Source organism: Moraxella sp. VT-16-12, from assembly GCF_002224245.2.
Classification (GTDB): Bacteria; Pseudomonadota; Gammaproteobacteria; order Pseudomonadales; family Moraxellaceae; genus Moraxella.
Genome location: NZ_NKHK02000010.1, coordinates 1 through 20,788 on the forward strand (window position 1 = coordinate 1; position 20,788 = coordinate 20,788).

Here is a 20,788-nt window from a genome sequence, read left to right on the forward strand (position 1 = left end):
GAGTGGTGGGTATTATACCTGATAAAATAGGATTGTAAAGGGGGTTTTGGAGATATTTTGTAAGTGGTTGGTTTTTAGAGGGAAATTACCACGTTATCTCCATTATGTCAAAAAACCCCAACTTAGCACATAATTACTGTATTATACAATCCAATATAAGCTTCTTTTTTATGAATACCTGTATACTCTAAGCTAGCATCTTCATAGCGTTTAAACTTATATACTGCATCATTCATCACGCCTTCATCAAAGACATTTAGCGACACAAGCAAAGAAAAATCTGCTTGCGATAGTCCTGTTACCTTGGTAAATAGCTCAGGTTCCAACTCTTGAATAACATCTTTTAGGCTGTGTTCACGATAATCGCTTAGATACATAAAAACCGGAATGCGTGTGGCAAATTTGATGAGCTTTTCTTGGATTTGTTTACGCAAGGATTTTTCTTTCTTTTCTTCTTCACTCTTATCTATTAAATATTTTTGACGATAAATACTTGGCATAAGTTGATAACAAGCATTAGAATGTCCATGAAAAAATCGTGATTTCTCCTTATTACACTCCCCCAACTCTGATAAAGCGTTGACAAAATCTGAAATACTCTCAATTCTAATTATTTCACTCATCATCATTCTCCAATGCTAATTTATCTTGTTTTGATTTTTTGGTGTGTGATTTTTTGGATTTATCGCTGTCGCCATCCATTGGGCGTATCATAGTTTCAATAAATTCAATCTCATCTTTGGTTAAGCCATATTTTTGATACAATTTTTCATCTGTCCAAGATTGGGTAAAGTCTTGCATAGGTACAAATTGATAAGCTCCCCTTGTAGCATGCTGTGTATTTTTCTTTAAGGTTAGCATAAAATGTAAAAATTTAGTGTTGATATAGCCCATCACATTATTACAAATTTCTTCATTTTCAAAAGGTCCAATGACCAAATAAGTTTCTGTACAAGCTGTATTTATCCCCGCATAAATTGGATTAACCCTATCTGTTTTTCCATCTCCTGTTCCTATGGCATAAGGTACAATCACCTTATGTCTTAAAATCCATTCTGTTTTTTTAAGGATATCTGCTCTACTAATGTAGCCTATTCCGCCATTTTGATAAAGCATAACATTATCTGATTTATTTTTATAAGGCTTGCTATTGCCTTTAAAGTAAGTTCTTAAACCAAACGGCTTTGCACCACTAATAATCTCATTAAAACTTGGTTCATTAAATTTCCTAACTTTATTCAAAATCTTAATAGCTTGGTTATAGCGAATTAGAACATTTAAACCTTGCTCTTTTAATGGTCTTTTTAGTTGTGAAACACAGTTTCCATTTTCATAAGTAAATACCTCACAATCATCATTATGTTTGGCATCCCATAAAAAATAATTTACCCCGCCTTTAATTTCTACATTATCAAAACAATCTTTGGAATTAGGAAAATCGTGAATTTGAGCAATACGTTTATCATTTAGCATATTATCCCGAAATTTATCAAGCCCTTTACCACCAGTAAACCATCGGCTTGGCGTAATCATAATCAGATAATTGGGGTTTAATTTTTTGGCTTGTTCTATAAACAAATGATAAATGGGTTTGGCACTTGCCCCTGCCCCACCGTCATCTAATTGATAAGGCGGATTACCAATAATGACATCAAATTTCACTTTTTCTAACTCCGTAAATATCTTGTCTTTATTGGTATGGATAAAGGCGTAGGCATGATTTTCTAAGCCATCTCTATAACCAAAAACCTCTTGGCTAGCACCGCATTCTGTGCATTTGCCGTCTTTAAATTGATGATGAACTTGTCCAAAAATGATATTTCCCATCTCATTATCAAATTCATCACAGATAGAAAACGGCGAATTAGCAACTTTGGCACAATAGACACTACGGCGAGACAATAAAGCGGTGAGCTGCGTGATGGCAATGCCAAACACTTGATTTTTTAGAATGTGATTAATGCGAGTTTGTTTATCAGGGATTTGATTTTCTAAGCCTTTATCCAATCGTTTGACAATTTCACGCAAGAATACACCTGATTTTGACACAGGATCCAAGAATGTCGCCTTTGGATTTGACCAAATATCATTTGGCAATAAATCCAGCATTAAATTGGCAAGTTTTGGCGAGGTAAATACTTCATCGTTGGATAGACTGGATAAACAGTCCAATACATCAGGATTATAACTCTGCTCAAATAGCGATAATTGACCTTGATTTAATTTATCTAAGTCTTTGGTGATATTACTATTTATCTGAAATTTGGCGCTGTCCATTTATTGCTCGCTTAATTTTAGATAATGAATGGGTGGGTAATCTTGGATATTTTTTGGAATAAATCCTTGGTTGTCGCTTAATTGATTGTCGGTTTTTTCTACCAAATTCTCATAAATATAATCACGCCTTTGAATGAGTGTGTCGCTGATAAATTTCCATTCACTAAATAGAATTGGTTTGTCATTTAAATCTTTTAGGGTTAAGGCATTGCCATTGACGATATTTTTTGATAACAAAAATTGAGCGGTTTTTATTACCAATGGGTTAATTTGCTTAAAATAACTTTGATAATGCGCTTGAAATAAATCTAACAATCGACTGCGACATTCAGCACAATTATCCGCCAACAGCTCAATGCCATAAATACTAGAAATGGCGTGAATGGCATTTTTTTCGTAATAAAATTGGGCATATTTGGGGGATTTTTGGCTTTTATTGATTTGAGATTTCGCTAAGGCGGTTGTAAGTTTTCGGCTTAAAATTTCCACCAAAAAATTGCCATTGCCACAAGCAGGTTCCAAAAAGGTACTGGCAATTTGTTCAGATTGAAATTTAACCAAATCTAGCATGGCATTGACTTCACGCTCAGCAGTAAATACCTCGCCATGCTCAGCAATGCGTTTTTTAGATTTAGTTTGTTTTGTGGTGGTTTTTTGCAGGGGTTGGGTAGTGTCAGTCATTTTTACCACCCTTAGAATAAATTTTGGACAACAAAAAAAGCCCATACACAGACGGACTTTTATTAAAGAAACATGAAGCTAAACCATTAACATACTGATTTTTAATGGCATTTAAGGATAAATTTGGCTGAACGCTGAAATTATAAAGTACATATTAAAAAATGCAAGCCTTTTATTATAAAAATATGATTATCATTTGATGATTTATTTTAGCAGATGTCTTAAAAAAACGCTATAATACACAAGATTTTTGCATAGGGCACACATATGAACATCACCGTCATCAACCACCCCTTAGTTCGCCACAAACTCTCACTCATGCGTGAAAAAGATTGTAGCACTTATAAATTTCGCACACTCACCAAAGAGCTTGGGCGACTCATGGCGTATGAAGCCAGTCGTGATTTTGAGATTGAAACCTTTAAAATGGCTGGCTGGTGCGGACAGATTGATGGTGAGCAGATTAAGGGTAAAACAGTTACCCTAGTGCCAATTTTGCGTGCAGGGCTTGGCATGCTTGATGGCGTGCTTGACCTGCTACCAACCGCCAAAATTTCTGTGGTGGGCTTACAGCGAGATGAGACCACACTTGAACCTGTGCCATTTTTTGAAAAGTTCGTCAAAGACATTGATAAACGTCCTGCCCTTATCCTAGACCCAATGCTAGCCACAGGTGGTAGCATGGTCGCCACCATTGACATGCTCAAAAAACATGGTTGTCAAAACATCAAAGCTCTTGTGCTGGTTGCTGCCCCAGAAGGTGTCAAGCTGGTCAATGATGCCCACCCTGATGTACATATTTTTACCGCTGCTTTGGATAGCTATCTTAATGAGCAAGGCTATATCATTCCTGGGCTTGGCGATGCTGGTGATAAGATTTTTGGCACCAAACAGCTCTAAACATACCTTATCTATCTTACAAGCCCATCTTTAAATTCACTACTGACCGCTTGTGGGTGCACCGCTTGCGGTATCGGTAGTAGAAGCTGCCTCAGCCGCTTCTGATTCTGCTTCCAAGACCACAGGTTCAGCATTCATCACGCCAGTTGGCTCGGCTGGCTCAGCAGACATAGGCACCTCGGGTTCAGGCTGTGCTTGGGTTTTGACATCTTGGGTGTTTTTGTTGTCGCAAGCTGACAAACCAAGTGCTGCCAAAATAATGGCTGTTGTTATGATTTTGTAGTTCATAAATTACCTTAAAAAAATTATTAGAGCTTGCCGTGGCACTGCTTATATTTTAGACCGCTGCCACAAGGACATGGGGCATTACGACTGATATTGGCAGGAATGACCAAATCTTCATCATTTGTAGTGGCGGTTTGATTGCCTGATGGACTTGCTCCCAAACTGATACTCATTGCCACTGATGGCGTGTGAGCTGCTGGCTTTTGGCTTATGGCTTGGTCATCAAGCTCGCCTTCAAGCCCCATCTGATGATGTTCAAAACGCATTTGCATCTGCTCAGCTTGTAATCGGCGTTCTTCTGCCAAAGCTGCCATCTCTTCTGGGGTCGGGATATGCACGCGTGCCAAATCCTGCACCACGTCTGACTTAATCGCCCCAAGCATGGCACGAAACAGCTCAAAAGATTCGCGTTTGTATTCTTGTTCGGGATTTTTTTGGGCATAACTACGCAAATGAATACCTTTACGCAACTGGTCCATTTGCGTCAAATGCTCTTTCCAGTGGCGGTCAAGATTACGAAGCATAAAATCACGCTCCAAGCGAGCAGCGTTTTGCTCGCCCATTTGTGTGCGTTTATTGTCATAATGAGCGATGGCGGTGTCCACAATTTTTTTACGCAGTCCATCTTCGTCCAAACGGCGGTCAGCATCTAGCCAGTCATTGATGGGCATATAAAAACGAAACGCTTCTTCAATCTCATCTTCTAAGCCATCAATATTCCATTGGTCATCCACCGAACCTGGTGGCACAAATTGGTCAATCAAGGCATTGTACACTTCATGGTGCATGGCTTTAATGTCGTCTTGTAAATCTGCTTGACCAAGCAAATCATCACGCTGAGCATAAATGACTTTACGCTGTTCGTTGGCGACATCGTCATATTTAAGCAGCTGTTTACGGGCATCAAAATCTCGTGCTTCTACTTTGCCTTGGGCGTTTTCAATGGATTTGGAGACCATTTTATGTTCAATGGCTTCATCTTCTTTAAGACCCATGGTACGCATCATCGCCACCACACGGTCGCCTGCAAAAATACGCATCAAATCATCTTCTAGCGACAAGAAAAAGCGTGAATAACCTGGGTCGCCTTGTCGCCCTGCTCGCCCACGTAGCTGGTTGTCAATACGGCGTGATTCATGACGCTCTGAGCCAATGATGTGCAGACCACCTGCTTGTTTGACTTGTTCGTTTTTGATGAGCCAATCTGCTTCTAGTGCCTTTTTTTGTTCGTCCGTAAGCTCATCTAAATTAGGGACTTGGGCTTGCCAGTTACCCCCCAAAATAATATCCGTACCACGTCCTGCCATGTTGGTGGCAATCGTTACCGCTTTGGGGCGACCTGCCTGAGCGATGATTTCTGCTTCTCGTTCGTGCTGTTTGGCGTTTAGGACATTGTGGGCGATGTTTTCTTGGTCAAGCAAATAAGACAGCTCCTCACTGGCTTCAATGGTCGCCGTTCCCACCAGCACAGGTGCTCCTTTGGCGGTGATTTCACGAATCTCACGGATAATGCCTTGGTATTTGCCTAATTTGGTCAAAAAAATCTGGTCGTTTAAATCAGTACGAGCAATCGGACGGTGTGTTGGAATAATCACCACATCAAGGTCGTAGGTGGACTTAAACTCTGCCGCTTCGGTGTCAGCAGTACCAGTCATGCCAGAGAGTTTGTCATATAAACGAAAATAGTTTTGGAAAGTGGTGGTCGCCATCGTTTGGTTTTCAGCTTGGATTTCCACGCCTTCTTTGGCTTCTACCGCTTGGTGCAAGCCATCACTCCAACGCCGACCTGGCATGGTACGCCCTGTGTTTTCATCAACAATCACCACCTCGCCCTCAGAGACGATGTAATGAATGTTTTTGACAAAAATATGATGGGCTCGGATGGCTGCTTGTACATGAGCCAATAAAGGCAACCGAGCAGGGCTGTACAAACTTTCTTTTTCGCCCAGCTCGCCCACTTCTATCAAAAACTTTTCTATTTTTTCATAGCCTTTTTCGCTGATTTCAATGGCTCGGTTTTTTTCGTCAATCCAAAAATCACCTTCTTTGTTTTCTTTGTTAAGCTCCTCATCTTTTGAGCGTATCAAGCGGGGAATGATGGTGTTAATCAAGGCGTATAAATGTGCCGAATCCTCCGCTGCCCCAGAGATGATAAGCGGCGTGCGAGCCTCATCAATCAAAATACTGTCAATCTCATCAATAATACAGTAGTTGAGCGGACGCTGTTTTTTTTCATCCATGCTAAACACCATATTATCACGCAGATAATCAAAGCCATACTCGTTGTTGGTGCCATAAGTGATGTCGGCACGATAAGCGTCAAACTTTTCATAAGATGGCTGCTGACTATAAATCACCCCAACCGTCAGCCCCAAAAAGCTAAACAAAGGACGGTTTAACTCAGCATCACGGGTAGCCAAGTAGTCATTGACCGTAACCACATGAACGCCTTTGCCACTGATGGCATTAAGATAAATGGCAAGGGTCGCCATCAAAGTTTTACCCTCACCCGTTTTCATCTCGGCGATTTTGCCCTCGTGGAGTGTGATACCACCGATAAGCTGCACGTCATAATGACGCATGCCATTGACACGCTTGGACGCTTCACGACACACCGCAAAGGTCTCAGGCAGCAGTTTGTCTAGGCTTTCGCCTGCTTGGTAGCGGTTTTTAAATTCGGTGGTTTTTTGGTGCAATTCATCATCGGTCAGTGCCGAAATGGTGGGTTCGTAGGCATTGATTTTGTCTACGATTTTTCTCATGCGTTTTAATTCACGCTCATTTTTGGTGCCAATAACGCCACCGATGATTTTTGCTAACATAATATATCCACCATCAATTATCAGCACGCCCAATGCTAGGCATGCTGTGTGCCAACCAAATCAGCCGGCAATCATTAAACTTGCATTTATATGGTTATTCTCAAAAAAATAACAAGGGTTTATGTGCCTGACAGCTCGCCAAAGACTTCATCTGCTGCCAAAAGCGTCTTTTGAATGTCTTCATCAGAATGCATGATGGACATAAATGCCGCCTCAAACGCAGAAGGCGCCAAATAAATGCCACGGTCAAGCATGCCATGAAAAAATTTGGCAAATTTTTGGCTGTCAGCTTGGCTAACTTCACCAAAATTTTGGGGCAAAGTTTTGGCAAAAAACAGCCCAAACATACCGCCAAGATGACAGGTTGCAAAATCTACACCATGTTTGTCAGCCAATGCTTGCAAGCCTTGTACCAGTTTGGCGGTTTTGGCACTTAGTGCCTCATAAAAGCCCTCTACCGTCAGCTCATCAAACATCGCCTTACCTGCTCGCATTGCCAAGGGGTTACCTGAGAGTGTGCCCGCTTGATAAACGCCACCAAGCGGTGCGATGCATTCCATAATCTCACGCTTACCCCCAAACGCCCCAACAGGCAAGCCTGCACCGATGATTTTACCAAAGGTAGTCAAATCTGGCGTGATGTTAAAATAAGCCTGAGCCCCACCAAGTCCCACCCGAAAACCTGTCATCACTTCATCAAAAATCAGCACCGCACCATTGTCTGTGCATAACTGACGGAGTGTGTCATGAAAATGCTGGCTAGGAATAATCATATTCATATTGCCTGCGATTGGCTCAACAATCACGCAAGCAATTTCACTGCCAAATTTTTCAAACGCCGCCTGTAAAGCTGACACATCATTATAAGGCAAGGTCAGCGTGTGTTTGGCAAAATCGGCTGGCACACCTTGACTGGTTGGCTCACCAATGTCTAGCATGCCTGAGCCTGCTTTGACCAACAAACTGTCCGAATGCCCATGATAACAGCCTTCAAATTTAACAATCTTATCACGTCCTGTATAGCCACGAGCCAGACGAATGGCACTCATGGTCGCCTCTGTGCCAGAGCTGGTCATACGCAAAAGCTCCACACTTGGCACAATGTCAGCGATGATGTCTGCCATCGTCGTCTCACTGGGTGTGGGAGCTCCAAAGGACAATCCATCATCGGCAGCAGCTTTGACCGCCGCAATGACTTTTGGGTGAGTATGCCCCAAAATCATCGGACCCCACGAACCAACATAATCAATATACGCACGCCCTGTCGTGTCATACATCTTTGAGCCAGCAGCACGGCTGATAAATACAGGCGTACCACCCACACCAGCAAAAGCACGCACTGGTGAATTTACCCCACCTGCAATATGGCGTTTGGCTTTTTCAAAAAGAACTTGGTCAGCAGTCAAAGTCATGATTGATTCCTAGTATAAAAATAACTATTTTAGCATTTTTCATCTTGGGCTACCATGCATTAAATCAGGACAGATTAATTTTTAGCAAAAATCGCTCTCATCGCACCTTTTCACACCAAAAAACTGTCAATCACTCAACGGACAAAACAAAATTGATACAATTTCAACAATCGCACATCAAAGACATCAACAAATGTTTAAAGGTATAATGATAAAAATTAATTTTAACCCCAAAACACCCCCTTTTATCCTAAATTACCCACAAATCACACGCTTTAAAAAAAATTCGGCACAAAACTTGCTTTATCCAGTATGATTGACAGATGGACTTTGTGCCCAACCCATCAATCATGGAGGTCAGAAACATTGTCCATCTGACTGGCTATCTGACCAAATAGGTTTTTACACTAACACAAAAAGGTGAATTATGCGTACCGATATGTTCCAACAAATCCTAGAAGACCTAAACAGCTCATCTGCTGACGTTGAAGCTTCTGCCCTTATCTCAACAGACGGTTTGATGATTGCTTCTGCCTTGCCTACTGGTATTGACGAAGACCGTGTGGGTGCGATGAGTGCCGCCCTATTATCTTTGGGGGACCGTGCTGGTAGCGAGCTTGGTCGTGGTAGCACTGACCGTGTTTTGGTACAAGGTGAAAAAGGCTATGTCATCATGACATCGGCAGGCTCTGAGGCGGTATTGACTGTACTTGCCAAATCTAACGCCAAACTAGGTCTGATTTTCCTAGACATCAAACGTGCTTCTGAGGCATTGTCTAAACTGCTTTAATCTTGGTTGCCAAAATCATCTTAGTTGGTGGTTTTGGCATCATCAGACCTAACATTTACAAGAATAGGAAATTCGTTCATGACACAATTATCCGACATGCAAAAACCCAGTGGCGATAGCGTTGAACACCAACTGAGCTATCATGATGGCACAACACGCACCGTCTATGATACTGGCGTTGAACACCCTTATCCAGATGGCAAACTCATCGTATCTAGCACCGACCTAAACGGCATTTTGACACACGTTAATGATGCTTTTGTTGCCAGAGCTTTTGGGCAAACCCCATCACATTTTACGCCACCCTGATATGCCAAGCGAAGCCTTTGCTGACCTTTGGGCAACTGTCAAAGCTGGCAACAAATGGCATGGTTATGTCAAAAACTTGTGCAAAGATGGTGGACACTACTGGGTCTATGCCACCGTTGTGCCAAATATCCGCCGTGGAGAAGTTGTGGGCTACACTTCGGTTCGTCGCAAACCATCACGTAGTAAAATTGAAGAAGCCAGCAAACAATATGCTGCCCTAAAAGGAGCAAACTAATCATGTCTCATCGTTTTGTCATCGCCCCTGATTTTCCACCAAATCTATTTAGTGGTTGGTACACCCTAAACACCCTACTACAAAAACGCTCAAATTTAGCAGTTCACCTAGAAACCCCCGCTTCATCTCAGGAACAAACCAAAATGATTGATGGTGGCGACATCGCTTTGGTTTATGCCAACCCTTTTGATGCTGCCAAACTGATTCGTGAAAAAGGCTACAAAGCCATTGCTCGTCCTGTGGGCAAATCTGATGAAATGGTCATCGTATCATCGTCCAAAGGCGACATTAAAACCCTAGATGACCTAAAAGCTGGGGCAACCATTGCCATGGCAGATAACCGTGATGTCAAACTGATTGGTTTGCGTCTGCTAGAAGCGGTTGATTTGACCGAAAATGATGTCAAATTTGAGATTACTGAAACTTATCAGGCTGCCGCCAAATTGGTTGCCCAAGGTCAAGCAGATGCTGCGTTTTTTATTGCTGAGATTTATCACTCACTGTCTAATCTGACCAAAATGCAGCTTAATGTCCTGATTGAAAGCGACCTTGCTGACATCACTCATGTACTACTTGCCAAAGATGATTTGAGCGATGCCAACACCATTTGTGATGTGCTGTTGTCATTAAAAAATGATGCCGATGGTCAAGCGGTACTAAGTGAACTTGGTATGCCAAATGGTTTTGAAGCAGTCAGCGAAGAAGAAGCTGAGTTTATGATTGACCTGATGGAAACTTTGCTAGACTAAGTACACATTGACACATTTTGTCAGTTTGGTATATGTCTATTCATCAAAACACAGTGGATAGACGTTGTGTGTTGAGCTTTGAATTTGCACCCAAAGAACAATTTAACAAGATATGGGAATTTTGGGGCGAAACTTTTTATTTGCAAACACTGCCAATTGCAAATCACGCCATAAAGCTCAACACACGCCAATCCGCATACAAACACCATATTTTATGTCAAACGCCATTTTGATAAAAATATCTTATTAAATTTCAATGAGTTAATTTTGGGTAACTGATAAAATCTTGACATGGCTTTTGTTTCATTAAACAAAACCATCACGCCCAATCACCACGGTCAAACAAGCACATCTGGTTTATCACCACATCAAGGAACACCATGTCTGAGTTACAGCGAACACCCACTATGGTGCGTGAACAGTACCGCCGTATGTCTCGGCGTATCTTAGGCTCGCCCACTATCATCACTTATCACAAAGAACGCATTCGCACGGCAATGAATTTTTTTGAAAGCGAGCCACTACAAGGAGCGTTGGCGGATTATTTTTTTGGTTGTTGGTACGACGCTCCCTATCAAGGGCAACAAATCCTAGATGAAGCCAAAGAGCGACTGTCTGCACCAATTTATCAAGCATTTTTAAACTGCGTTCACAAACAAGATTATGTTTGGGACATCAGCCCCTTAGCAACTCGTTGGAGCGTTTTGGTAACACCATCTTTGGACGTACCTGCCCACAAATTACGCACCAGTAGCGACCATGCGTGGCACATGGCAGACAGCATCATCGCCAACTTACTTAAAACCAAAACTGAAAACAGCTCCTTATTGACCCAAATGGAAGATGATTTTTTGGAGCATTGTATCGCTTGTGCTGACCGCATGGCATTTATGGTGGTGTGGTTTCGCTTAAATAAAGAAGGTTGGGTTTTTGATGAACGTTGGACACAGTGTCGTAAACTTTTAGAAAGCCTTTGATGGGCAAATCCAAACCACCCAAACAACCATTTAGGTCATCTGGTCAATACAGCAAATTTATCAGCAGTTCATGGCAAATAAATGACCCAATATCATCAAATTAAACAAAAAATTTTAGCACAAAATGCACAATTTGAATGTTTGGGCAAATGGCAAAAGTGATGACTGTTCTAGGAAAAATCAGCAGATAAGATTAAAATACACGCACTCTGCCACAACCCAATTTATCATCACCTAACTTTGTGATGACATGATTTGATATCTCTTGACTGTTTATCATAACTCAATGATTGACGCTGTTTAGTCGTCATGATGATGGAGACTTTTTTAAATGAAACTTTTATTTGTTGGTTTTTCAGAACAAAACGCCAATTTGTTAAGCTTTTTGATTGAGCAACATTTTACAAACATTCAATGTGTTTATATCGAACGTGATTTGACTTCCGATTTGCGTTTTGCCCTGCCAAATATTCCAAGCCAACACCAAGACGCACAAGGGTTGATTATCAATCTGGGAGGCATTGGCATGCTGTCCTATCAACACCAACACAAAGCAGCCCTACTCAATTTTACCCAAAACCGCCCCACCCTGCTGACAACACGCACACCAATTGATGTGTGGCAAGAAGCTTTGACAGAATTTGGTCATTATATATACATTCAGTCTCCGTACAGCAAAGACACCATCTTACCCGTGTTGCAACAACTGATAGATAAAGGCGAGCTGTTTAGCCCCCTAGCAGACACGATACAACACTCAAACGACGAGATTTTAGATGACATTTCGGTCGCTACTACCCCAGCACCTATCCCAACCCCCAAACCCAAAGAGACAGACCGTAAACAACCCTTGTCAGATAATACTTTATTACAAAAACCCAACAATAAAGAACAAAGTATCTTAGATGCTGTTTTGGGTGAACATTTTAAAGACATTTATTATTTACCCATGGTCAGACAACTGTGCCAACTTTTTTGGCAAGATGAACCATTTTTGCTAAAAACCAGTCGTTATGAAGCACTGATTGACCCCACTCGCAACTTGTTAATCAGCACCAATGTGGCTCGTATTATTGACTACTTGACCATTGCCAAAAGTCATGATGAATTTGCCAATTCTATCACCGTTGAACCGCTAGATACTGCCACTTATCAAGAACACACAGACAGACTGCAAGAGCATGATGCCAAAAAATACGCCCTAAATACACTCATTTGGCAAATGTATCAAGCAATTTTACCCGAAGAAATTAACACTACGGCACATAACTTGCAAATAAAATTAAAGTTTATGCCAAACCTTAACGACATTGAGGATTTGCCAAGTTACACCCAAGCAGTCATGGCATCGTGTTTGTCCACTCCCAAGACACTAAGCGACATATATACCTTATTTAGTGAAGCTCATACAGGCAAACTCAACCGCTTATGCTTGCTTGCCATCATCTCAAAAACGGTGGATTTAGACAGCTTACAGCTTGTCAGCCCCCAACACGTAAGCGGCTTTATCCCAGAAACAGCCCCAAAGAAAAATGATGGTGTGGCAAAAGCAACCAAAACAGGCTTTTTTAAGCGACTGCTCAGAAAGTTGGCTTTTTAGAGAAATTGAACAATTTTTGTCAGGTATTTGGCACAATTTAGTAATCATCATCTCGTACATTCACATCAATTGGAGTCATTATGTTAGACCAAGAAATCGGTGCAGGCACCTATAAAATCATCATCGCAGGCCCTGTGGGTGCAGGTAAAACCGAAGCCATTCGCTCTTTATCTGATAAAGGCGTGGTTACCACCGAAGAGATTGCGTCTGATGGTGTCGCCAAAATGAAAAAAACCACCACCGTGGCGATGGATTATGGAGTGATGATTTTAGAAAGTGGCGAGCAGGTGCGACTGTATGGCACACCCGGGCAACGCCGTTTTGATTTTATGTGGGATATTTTAAGCGAAAATGCTTTGGGGCTTTTGCTGTTATTAAACGCCGAAGAGTCCGACCCTGTGGGCGACCTTGCTTATTATTTAGAAAGCTTTCAGCCACTCATCAAAGGCAGTGCTTTGGTGGTTGGAGTAACACATTGTGAAAATGCACCTTGGGATTTACATCAACGCCTGTCCGACTATCTGGTCAATCATAATGTCGCTGCCAATGTTAGCTTGGTGGACGCTCGCAAACGTGAACAAATGCAAAACTTAGTGCGTTCTTTGGTATATATGATTTCTGCTTAACTATTTTGGTCTCATCATGCACGCACATTTTACTGACGACTCGTACATCATTTTAACGCCTGCAGGGGTTTTTGAAGCCTTTACAGGCACCAAACCCAATGAACAACAGCAAGCCCTACAAGAGATTATCTCAGCCAAAAGCTGTCCACAGGTGTCCACTTGGGCAAATAAATACTATCGTGAATGGCTAGAAGACTTCTCTGGTAATGGTTGGATTGAGTTTTTGGACAACTCTTTATCTGCACCAAACCTGCCTTTGGATAAATTTTTGCCCTACGTGGTTGCCAGTTTGTCGGGTACACGTCGTGCCGCCATTGGTTCAAACGAAGGATTTTGTTTGGCTCGTGTTGGCTACACCCAAGAAGAAGCAGACACACTAAGTGTGGCGGCGGCAGACTTTTTTGATTTTTTAAATCGCCAGCAGCAACGTGGCTGGATTATTAAAGACCAAGCTGTCTCATTTTTTGAGCAGGTGGACTTGCTGATGCCAAAGACCAGTTTTGTGTTTTTGTGGATTGATGGTTCAGGCTATGTGTTAATCCTAGATGGCGAACCTTTGACCAATAACCGTGCTTTTGTGGAACTGATTTGGGCAATTAAAACATCTGGTTTGCGTTTTGAGACCAGCGAAGAATAAAAACAAACCCAATAAATGTGCGTTGAGCCAATCATAAGTTTAGCACTCAGCCACATTGGCAGTCATTGATTATCTCATTTGGTTTTTATTTTGTTTAAAGCAAAACCAACTGCCAATGCCAGTTTTATGTTTAACAAATCATAAGACCCAACGCCAACTCAACGCACACCCAAAAACGCCAATAGCTCACCATTTTGAAAATCCCCTTCAAACAACACACCATCAGCACGATAAATGGCAGGTGTTGCTATCAGTGCAAGAGCTTGGGCCATCTTTTGGTTTTTTGTCAAAGCATTTGTTTGAGTTTGGCAGGTGTTTTTTGGGTGAACCCCCGTCATTGCCAATGATAACAGTTTGGCACGCTTGGTATTATCCGCCTCACACCAAATCTGTCGCATGGGCTCATGTGCTTCATCATACACAGGATAACCGATGACTTTCACGGTAATGCCCTGAGCATTTAAACGACTGATTTGTTTATGAAACAAACGACAATAAGGACATTGGGTGTCTGTGGCGACGTATATCACCGCTTTTTGAGGGTTGGCAGGGTAAATGGTCAGCGTTTTTTCATCAAGTGATGATAAAACATGGCGGTTCTTTGTCCATTCAAAATCCGTATCCAAACCTGCAAACTGCCCATTTTCAATGACAGAAATCTCGCCATTGATAAAATAACGACCATCGCCACTAACCAAAAATGGCACACCACCCACTCCTGATACACCCCATAACAGATCCTTGATGTTAGTATAAAAAAAGGCAGTATCTGCATTTAGGTTTTTAAGCGATGTCATATTGGCAAGCAGTGCTTGATGATACTCATCTGATACAGGCTTACCTGCTTTATCAGTTGATGTTATTAATGATGAACTGATGGCAACTTTTGGGCTAGGATTAGGCTCAGGCGTTCCTTGTAGCACATAACGCCCATCTTGACTGATAAATAATGGCTCTGCTTCATCCAAATGCACTTGCCAAAGCCCTTCTATCATAGATGAGCGGATGTCTTTAATGGGCATGGTTAGCCCTGCATTTACCAATATCTCTTTAATATTTGATGTTGCACCAGCACTAACAGATAGTGCCAATCCCAAACACAATAGCCACTTTTTCATGGGGTTTTTGCCTTATTGGATTTTGATTTTTTAAGTTTTGAAAAAATACTTTCGTGTTGATATTTGGGAATTTTTAGGGTTAAAGAGTTTGATAATATGTCATGCACCGCCAAACCTTTCACATTCACCCAACAAAATAGATAGTTAAACAAAAACCCAACAAAGGCACTTACCAATAATGATAAACGTGAGCCGTACAAAGCACCACCAACAATCGCACAAAGAATCGGTAATAGACAGGCACTAAAAATCCGCCGACAACTTTGTCCCCAAGTTAATAATTTGCCATCTATCGCAACTGTTTTTAGTCGCCATGTCTGCATGCCCAGCGTTTGACCAGATTTTCGCCAAAATAACCCATAAAATCCCACTAAGGTCAAAATAAAAGCTGGTGTCATGATGCCATTTTGGTACCAAATGGGCAGTTTTTGAGCTTGCTCAGACGTTGTTCCCACATCCATAAACATCAGTGTACCAATGACTGCCAATAATGTTCCCACCAAAAATAAACTTGCCAAAATCAACATGCCATCATAAACAATGGCAAACAGACGCACCATTGGACGAGCAATAACAGCACTTTCTTCGGGGGGAGATGTGGGAGCTTGATTTGACATGATGATGTTGGTTTTATCATAAAAGCGGGTATTTTAGCACAAAACACCTGTGAACAAAAAGACAAGTTGATTGACATAAAATAAAAAAACCAAAACATAACGTTTTGGTTTTTCTTTAAAATGGCACACCCGGAGAGATTCGAACTCCCGACCCCTTAGTTCGTAGCCAAGTGCTCTATCCAACTGAGCTACGGGTGCGTATGGTCGGCTATTATAGCAGATAATTTATCTATGTCAAGCCTTTTTTAAATTTAATGGCGGTGAAGGAGGGATTCGAACCCTCGATACAGTTTCCCGTATGCGTCCTTAGCAGGGACGTGGTTTCAGCCACTCACCCACTTCACCGAGTCAGTAAATCTACTGTGGGCGGTATTATAGCAAATAATCCACAAAATGCAAGTACTTTTTAAAAAAATCTTGGCGATTATCTAAAAAAATTGCTATGATAAGGTTTTTTATTTAAGGAGTATTTATGCGTCCTGTGGTACTGTGTTTTTCAGGGCTTGACCCATCAGGGGGAGCAGGCTTGCAAGCGGACATTGAGTCCATTGGTCAGGCAGGTGCTCACGCAGCCGTGGCGTGTACTGCCATCACCATACAAAACTCACAGCAAGTGATGGGTTTTGAGTCTGTATCGGCGGAGTTATTAATCGCTCAGGCAATGGCGGTACTTGATGATTTGCCCATTAAAGCTGTCAAATCAGGCATGCTTGGCACGACCGACAACATTCATGCCATAGCCACACTTTTTAAGAATAACCACATCAAACAAGGCACGCCTTTTGTGCTTGACCCTGTATTAGTGGCAAATAGTGGGGGCAGTTTGGGTGATAAAGAGACACTGGTCAAAGCCTTTGTAGAACTTTTGCCTTTTGCTACACTCATCACACCAAACACACATGAGCTTAGAGCCTTATCAGGCGAGACGGATTTGCACGCTGGGGCAAAAAAACTGTGTCAAAATGGGGTAAATGCTGTACTGGTCAAAACTTCTCATGACTATGAAACAGGTGATATTGAGCAGTTTTTATACATCAATGGTGAAATTGCTCACACCAGCATTGTTCCACGCTTGAACGGTGAGTTTCATGGGTCGGGCTGTTCTTTGGCAAGCCACATCGCAGGTAAGCTGGCATTAGGTATGGACTTGGTGCAAGCCATTAAAGATGCGGACACTTGGATAGCCCAAGCACTACAGCACGCTGACAGACCCCATATTGATGACCCCAAGGCACAGCTAATTCCTAACCGATTTTTCCACCTAGCCTAATAAAAAACCGCCAATGAATGCTTGGCGGTTTTTTTCATCACTCCCACTCAATCGTGGCAGGCGGCTTACTTGACACATCATAAACCACACGTGATACGTCTTTAATTTCGTTCATGATACGTGTTGAAATTTTATCCACCAATTCATAAGGCAAATAAGCAAAACGAGCCGTCATAAAATCCACCGTCTCCACCGCTCTGAGCGAAATCACCCACGCATAACGCCGTGCATCACCCACCACGCCAACCGATTTGACAGGGCAAAACACCGCAAAGGCTTGGGCGGTTTTATCATACCAACCGCTTGCACGTAACTCCTGCATAAAAATGTCGTCCGCCACTCTTAAAATGTCAGCATATTCTTTTCTAATCTCGCCCAAAATCCGCACGCCTAAACCCGGTCCTGGGAACGGATGGCGGTAAATCATCTCATGGGGCAAACCAAGTGCCACACCCAATTTACGCACTTCATCTTTAAACAAATCACGCAACGGCTCAACCAACTCAAAATGCAAATCATCAGGCAAGCCACCGACATTATGGTGCGATTTAATCACATGGGCTTTGCCATTTTTGGTTTTGGCCGACTCAATCACATCAGGATAAATCGTACCTTGTGCCAAAAATTTTACGCCATCTAGTTTGCGAGCTTCTTCGCTAAATACTTCAATGAACTTATATCCAATGATTTTACGCTTAGCTTCTGGGTCAGTAACGCCTGCCAATGCACTCAAAAAGTCATTTTCAGCATCAGCACGAATGACATGAATGCCCATATTTTTGGCAAACATTTGCATGACCTGCTCACCTTCATTTAGACGTAACAAACCATTATCCACAAAAACACACGTCAGTTGGTCGCCAATGGCTTTATGTAAAAGAGCTGCCACCACCGAGCTGTCCACACCCCCTGACAGACCAAGCAACACTTTTTCATCACCGATTTGTTTACGCAACTGAGCAACACGCATCTCAATGATGTTTTCGCTATTCCACAAACTATCACAACCACAAATGCCATGCACAAAATTAGAAATGAGCTGCACGCCTTTGGCGGTATGGGTAACTTCTGGATGAAATTGCACGCCATAAAAACCACGAGTTTCATCACTGGCGGACGCAAACGCACAGCTTGGCGTGCTTGATGTTGCACCAAACCCTTCTGGCAGATTTGCCACCTTATCACCATGACTCATCCACACATTTAACACATCACAAACAGACTCATCATCAGCATTGTCTTTTAAATTGCCAATCAATCTATCTCGATGGTTGATTTGCACTTGTGCATGACCAAACTCATGCACCTTACCTGCCACCACCGAACCGCCAAGCTGAGCCGACATGGTTTGAAAGCCATAGCAAATACCCAAAACAGGTACGCCCAGCTCAAAAACAATCTGGGGAGCTTTGGGGGAGTTCTCCAAATACACGCTCTCAGGGCCTCCTGACAGGATAATGCCCTTAGGGTTAAAGGCTTTGATGGCGTTGCTGTCCATGTCAAAAGGGTGCATTTCAGAGTACACGCCTGCTTCACGCACACGCCGAGCGATGAGCTGACTGTACTGCGAACCAAAATCCAAGATAAGAATGCGGTCGGTGGTGATTTGAGATAAGGCGGTCATAGTATTCCTTGGAATAAACATAAAGTAAATAAAATAGTTGGGTATTATAGCATTTTTGGGTGGATTTTGGGTAAAATACACCAAACCATAAAGCCAAAACCACGCTTGACACCATCATACAAGATGGCACAAAAATTGCACAAACCTCATCATAGCCAAACTCTTCTCATTTGCCCAAGAATGATGTATGATTTTGGATAATCTTAACTCCTAGGAGAACTCATGAGCAGTCTTACTTCCGACCAAGTCGCCCTACAACTTGATGCCCTAGATGGCTGGAACTTAGAAGGCAACAGCATCAGCAAAACCTTTGTGTTTACAGATTTTGCCTCCGCCATCGCATTTATGACCAAAGTGGCGTTTTATTGTGTGGAGCTAGAACACTATCCCAACTGGTCAAATCACCAAAACATCGTCAGTGTCAAGATTGGCGAATTTGACCAATCGGCAGTACAAGGGCGAGACATTCAGCTTGCCAAACGCATGGAAGGGTGCTATACCGCCTAAACCAACATGGGGACAGTTATGATAAAATAAGCAAAAATTTTATCCTAACACATCATGTCTGCACTCTTAACTTGCTTATCTCATCTGTCTGACCACTCACGATTATTTTTGGCGTGCAGTGGCGGACGGGATTCTTTGTCTTTGGCGTGGGCGTGCCACCTGCTTTATCAAGATGGCAAACTGACCACCAAACCCATCTTGTTACACGTTCACCACGGCATGCAAGACGCCAATGATGACTGGGCAAAATTGGTCAAATCTTGGGCTGATAAACATGATTTTATTTGTCATGTTCTACCAATTTGCCTAAACAAAAAAAGCGAAACCACCGCCCGCCACGCTCGCTATCAAGCAATGGCAGACATCATGAGTGATGGCGATGTCCTGCTTTTGGCTCATCATCAAGGCGACCAAGCCGAAACTGTACTCATGCGACTTATCAATGGCACAGGCATTCATGGCTTATCAGGCATCAGAGCATGGCAAACCAAAACCTTAGATGACAAAACCATACATCTACACCGTCCGTGGCTGTCAGTCAGTCGTCAAGACATCAGCGATTTTGCTCATACCCACGCCCTGCCCTATGTGGATGACCCCACCAACACCACCACAGACAACGCTCGCAGTTTTATCCGCAATGACATTTTGCCACGCCTTGCCAACTTAAATCCCCAAGTCATCGCCAACATCGCTCGCAGTGCCACACTCATCACTCAAAGCACGGACATTTTACGCCCCATCATCAGCTCATCATTGGGTAAATGTCTGTGCCACAACCAAAGCGATACCCCCTACCAAAGCGTATTAGACATCAACGCCTTAACAACCTTTGACGACTCTCATCAATCTGCCATCTTGCACGCTTGGCTAAGCACTAACGAAACCACGCCACCACCTAGCCAAATCATCAAAGACATCTTGACACTTGTTCACCGTAGCAACCCTGACCAGCGCACCAAGCTGTTTTGGCAAGGCTCTTATGGTTATGTCATCTGTCGCTATCGCCATCATCTGTATCGCTTTTGGGATAAAGCATGGGATTATCTAAATGGGCAAAGTACAGACAACGCCATCGCACTTGCCCTACCACCTGACCATACAGCCCGCCTGCTTGACCGCACCGATAAAATCAGCATCACCATTCATGGCAAACTACGCCACTTACATGGTAAAAAACTCTATCAAACCTTAGGGATTGCTCCATTTTTTAGAGAACATTTATACCTTATCACTGATAAAAAACACTCATGGCTCATCGCCCCTTATCAATCATGGCAACTGTCAGGCACACCTTGTCATATCATCGGCATGCGTTGGCAAAGAAAGATAATTTTGCCATGATGGGGGCG

Annotated in this window: 21 protein-coding genes and 2 tRNA genes; 12 read left to right on the forward strand and 11 right to left on the reverse strand. The window is 42.5% G+C overall.

Annotated features, from left to right (window positions below):
- Positions 1-122 precede the first annotated feature (122 nt).
- The 3 genes from CEW93_RS08915 to CEW93_RS08925 form a co-directional block, all read right to left on the reverse strand.
- Entirely contained in the window at positions 123-500 is a 378-nt protein-coding gene (locus tag CEW93_RS08915) for a hypothetical protein (protein ID WP_255504055.1), read from the reverse strand.
- A 115-nt stretch (positions 501-615) separates the two neighbouring features.
- A complete protein-coding gene (locus tag CEW93_RS08920) occupies positions 616-2,277 on the reverse strand; it encodes an Eco57I restriction-modification methylase domain-containing protein (protein WP_089541035.1) in 1,662 nt (553 codons plus the stop codon).
- A complete protein-coding gene (locus tag CEW93_RS08925; RefSeq protein WP_089541034.1) occupies positions 2,278-2,958 on the reverse strand; it encodes a DNA methyltransferase in 681 nt (226 codons plus the stop codon). It lies immediately after the preceding gene.
- Between the two features lie 267 nt (positions 2,959-3,225).
- Between CEW93_RS08925 and upp the strand changes: the two genes are divergently transcribed.
- On the forward strand, positions 3,226-3,858 hold the full coding sequence (gene upp / locus CEW93_RS08930; RefSeq protein ID WP_089541033.1) for a uracil phosphoribosyltransferase: 633 nt from the start codon (positions 3,226-3,228) through the stop codon (positions 3,856-3,858).
- A gap of 39 nt (positions 3,859-3,897) precedes the next feature.
- On the opposite strand, the gene CEW93_RS08935 is transcribed toward upp, so the two are convergent.
- The 3 genes from CEW93_RS08935 to hemL all read right to left on the reverse strand — a co-directional run bounded on the left by CEW93_RS08935 (position 3,898) and on the right by hemL (position 8,377).
- On the reverse strand, positions 3,898-4,146 hold the full coding sequence (locus CEW93_RS08935) for a hypothetical protein (RefSeq protein WP_089541032.1): 249 nt from the start codon (positions 4,144-4,146) through the stop codon (positions 3,898-3,900).
- A 20-nt stretch (positions 4,147-4,166) separates the two neighbouring features.
- A complete protein-coding gene (gene secA, locus CEW93_RS08940; RefSeq protein WP_089541031.1) occupies positions 4,167-6,965 on the reverse strand; it encodes a preprotein translocase subunit SecA in 2,799 nt (932 codons plus the stop codon).
- 119 nt (positions 6,966-7,084) lie between these two features.
- Entirely contained in the window at positions 7,085-8,377 is a 1,293-nt protein-coding gene (gene hemL / locus CEW93_RS08945; protein WP_089541030.1) for a glutamate-1-semialdehyde 2,1-aminomutase, read from the reverse strand.
- Positions 8,378-8,804: 427 nt separating this feature from the next.
- On the opposite strand from hemL, the gene CEW93_RS08950 reads away from it, so the two are divergent.
- From CEW93_RS08950 to CEW93_RS08980, 8 genes are all read left to right on the forward strand, one after another.
- Entirely contained in the window at positions 8,805-9,167 is a 363-nt protein-coding gene (locus tag CEW93_RS08950) for a roadblock/LC7 domain-containing protein (protein WP_089541029.1), read from the forward strand.
- 78 nt (positions 9,168-9,245) lie between these two features.
- Complete coding sequence (locus CEW93_RS11020) at positions 9,246-9,476, forward strand: hypothetical protein (protein WP_255504056.1); 231 nt, start codon at positions 9,246-9,248, stop codon at positions 9,474-9,476.
- Complete coding sequence (locus CEW93_RS11025; RefSeq protein ID WP_255504058.1) at positions 9,430-9,711, forward strand: PAS domain-containing protein; 282 nt, start codon at positions 9,430-9,432, stop codon at positions 9,709-9,711. Before CEW93_RS11020 ends, CEW93_RS11025 begins: the two co-directional genes overlap by 47 nt.
- 2 nt (positions 9,712-9,713) lie before the next feature.
- Positions 9,714-10,460: a phosphate/phosphite/phosphonate ABC transporter substrate-binding protein gene (locus CEW93_RS08960; protein WP_089541028.1), complete on the forward strand. Its 747-nt coding sequence runs from the start codon at positions 9,714-9,716 to the stop codon at positions 10,458-10,460.
- 380 nt (positions 10,461-10,840) lie between these two features.
- Positions 10,841-11,437 (forward strand): hypothetical protein, encoded by a 597-nt coding sequence (locus tag CEW93_RS08965; protein ID WP_089541026.1) that lies wholly within the window; start codon positions 10,841-10,843, stop codon positions 11,435-11,437.
- A gap of 331 nt (positions 11,438-11,768) precedes the next feature.
- Positions 11,769-13,037, forward strand: a complete 1,269-nt coding sequence (locus CEW93_RS08970; protein WP_089541025.1) for a hypothetical protein — start codon at positions 11,769-11,771, stop codon at positions 13,035-13,037.
- 80 nt (positions 13,038-13,117) lie between these two features.
- A complete protein-coding gene (locus CEW93_RS08975) occupies positions 13,118-13,663 on the forward strand; it encodes an ATP/GTP-binding protein (protein WP_089541024.1) in 546 nt (181 codons plus the stop codon).
- 16 nt (positions 13,664-13,679) lie between these two features.
- A complete protein-coding gene (locus tag CEW93_RS08980; protein ID WP_089541023.1) occupies positions 13,680-14,300 on the forward strand; it encodes a hypothetical protein in 621 nt (206 codons plus the stop codon).
- Between the two features lie 158 nt (positions 14,301-14,458).
- Here CEW93_RS08980 and CEW93_RS08985 read toward each other — a convergent pair whose 3' ends face one another.
- The 4 genes from CEW93_RS08985 to CEW93_RS09000 form a co-directional block, all read right to left on the reverse strand.
- Positions 14,459-15,418 carry a thioredoxin fold domain-containing protein gene (locus tag CEW93_RS08985; protein WP_089541022.1) on the reverse strand — a complete coding sequence of 320 codons (960 nt, stop codon included), beginning with the start codon at positions 15,416-15,418 and terminating at the stop codon, positions 14,459-14,461.
- Positions 15,415-16,035, reverse strand: a complete 621-nt coding sequence (locus CEW93_RS08990) for an RDD family protein (protein WP_255504060.1) — start codon at positions 16,033-16,035, stop codon at positions 15,415-15,417. Before CEW93_RS08990 ends, CEW93_RS08985 begins: the two co-directional genes overlap by 4 nt.
- A gap of 121 nt (positions 16,036-16,156) precedes the next feature.
- Positions 16,157-16,233: transfer RNA gene (locus tag CEW93_RS08995), tRNA-Arg, on the reverse strand.
- A 57-nt stretch (positions 16,234-16,290) separates the two neighbouring features.
- A tRNA-Ser gene (locus CEW93_RS09000) sits at positions 16,291-16,380 on the reverse strand.
- 127 nt (positions 16,381-16,507) lie between these two features.
- Between CEW93_RS09000 and CEW93_RS09005 the strand changes: the two genes are divergently transcribed.
- Positions 16,508-17,305 (forward strand): hydroxymethylpyrimidine/phosphomethylpyrimidine kinase, encoded by a 798-nt coding sequence (locus CEW93_RS09005; RefSeq protein ID WP_089541021.1) that lies wholly within the window; start codon positions 16,508-16,510, stop codon positions 17,303-17,305.
- A gap of 37 nt (positions 17,306-17,342) precedes the next feature.
- On the opposite strand, the gene guaA is transcribed toward CEW93_RS09005, so the two are convergent.
- On the reverse strand, positions 17,343-18,929 hold the full coding sequence (gene guaA, locus CEW93_RS09010) for a glutamine-hydrolyzing GMP synthase (protein WP_089541020.1): 1,587 nt from the start codon (positions 18,927-18,929) through the stop codon (positions 17,343-17,345).
- A gap of 222 nt (positions 18,930-19,151) precedes the next feature.
- Between guaA and CEW93_RS09015 the strand changes: the two genes are divergently transcribed.
- The gene (locus CEW93_RS09015; protein ID WP_089541019.1) at positions 19,152-19,436 is read left to right on the forward strand and encodes a 4a-hydroxytetrahydrobiopterin dehydratase; all 285 of its coding nucleotides are present in this window, start codon (positions 19,152-19,154) and stop codon (positions 19,434-19,436) included.
- Positions 19,437-19,490: 54 nt separating this feature from the next.
- Complete coding sequence (gene tilS, locus CEW93_RS09020) at positions 19,491-20,780, forward strand: tRNA lysidine(34) synthetase TilS (RefSeq protein ID WP_089541018.1); 1,290 nt, start codon at positions 19,491-19,493, stop codon at positions 20,778-20,780.
- Positions 20,781-20,788: the final 8 nt, after the last annotated feature.